Origin of the sequence: Sphingobacterium tenebrionis (assembly GCF_037126265.1) — a bacterium.
Lineage (GTDB): Bacteria > Bacteroidota > Bacteroidia > Sphingobacteriales > Sphingobacteriaceae > Sphingobacterium > Sphingobacterium tenebrionis.
Genome location: NZ_JAYLLN010000075.1, coordinates 1 through 1,415, shown reverse-complemented (window position 1 = coordinate 1,415; position 1,415 = coordinate 1). Strand labels below are relative to the sequence as shown.

Annotated in this window: 1 protein-coding gene; it reads left to right on the top strand. The window is 41.5% G+C overall.

Annotated elements, in window-relative coordinates:
• Nucleotides 1–267: 267 nt before the first annotated feature.
• The gene (locus tag VJ786_RS16515) at nt 268–1,308 is read left to right on the top strand and encodes an IS110 family RNA-guided transposase (protein ID WP_003010395.1); all 1,041 of its coding nucleotides are present in this window, start codon (nt 268–270) and stop codon (nt 1,306–1,308) included.
• Nucleotides 1,309–1,415: the final 107 nt, after the last annotated feature.

Sequence of the window (1,415 nt, the reverse complement as noted above, 5' to 3'; positions counted from 1 at the left end):
GGCTGTCTCCTATGTTTGTGTCAAGCAAATGTAGGAGACATTTTTTGTTTTATAGATTTGCTGTATTTAGTGAAAAGAGGGAGAGCCTAGGGCTGTCTTAGTAGCTTTTTTAGCATACTGATTTTTAGAGATGGCCTTCCTCTTTTTCGCTTCCTAAGACAGAACAGAATGTAAGGCGGAATTACAGTCCAGCTTGAATATCCATAAGGAGACAAGTCCAAGGGAAGTTTCACTATTGATTTTTCAGTTTCACATCAAAAAATTAACATGAAAACACTCAAGCAGGTCGTTGGCATTGACGTCGGTAGTAAGGAACTGGTCGTATGCTTTGGCAAGATCTTTTCCAATCTGGATAAAAAGCTGTGCCAATATGGTAATTTCCGAAACTCGGATAAAGGTTTGATAAAGCTTTACGAATGGGTACAGACCCATACCTGTGAGGATAGTCCTCTTCATTTTGTCATGGAGGCTACAGGCGTTTATCACGAAAAGCTAGCCTATTTTCTGGAAAGCAAGGGGTGCAATATCAGTATTGTCCTGCCAAACAAGATCAGCAACTATTTCCGTACCTTAGAGATCAAGACGATAACGGATAGTACCTGCTCGGAAGCTATCACCTTATTTGGCCTAGAGCGCAACCTGGAGTTGTGGCGCAAGCCAGACCCCACCTATAAGCGTTTGAAGCAGCTGACCCGGGAGAGAGACCAATTGGTACAGGAACGTACTGCTGTCAAGAACCAGCTACATGCAGAACAGGCAGAGGCAGAACCCAATGAAAACTCTATAGGACGGATAAAGGAACGCATAGCAGTACTGCAAAGACAGGAAAAGGAAATAATGACCGAGTTAAAGCTCATTGTTAAGGAGAGTTCCTTACTCAAAAAACAAACAGATAACCTGACCACAATCCCTGGAATTGGACTGCTGACAGCAGTAACAGTATTGGCAGAAACGAATGGATTTGAGATGATCCGAAATAAAAAGCAACTGGTAAGCTATGCCGGCCTGGACATAAAGGAAAAACAGTCCGGAACATCGATCCAGAGCAAACCTACCATATCCAAACGGGGCAACAGATACCTGAGAAAATCCCTTCATTTACCTGCATTGGCCGCCATAAGGCATGATGAACATTATTCTAATACATTTACAAGGCTTGTTTCAAGAAATGGCATCAAAATGAAAGCAGCAGTAGCTGTGCAAAGGAAACTTCTAGAGCTGATGTTTATAATTTATAAAAACGAACAGCGGTATGATCCACAATACCATCTCCAAAAGTATCAGAACGAAAAAGTAGATACAAATTAGGGCGGCCAAAAACGGCTACCCTAAACAGGCTGGCAATAGACCGCCTAAAACCCGAAATTACAAAAAAAAGATAAAATTGACTTGTATATTAACACAGAATCTAAAAA

Bases quoted from the DNA above. Each gene is read 5' to 3' on its own strand.
- VJ786_RS16515 (WP_003010395.1), top strand. From the start codon at position 268: ATGAAAACACTCAAGCAGGTCGTTGGCATTGACGTCGGTAGTAAGGAA.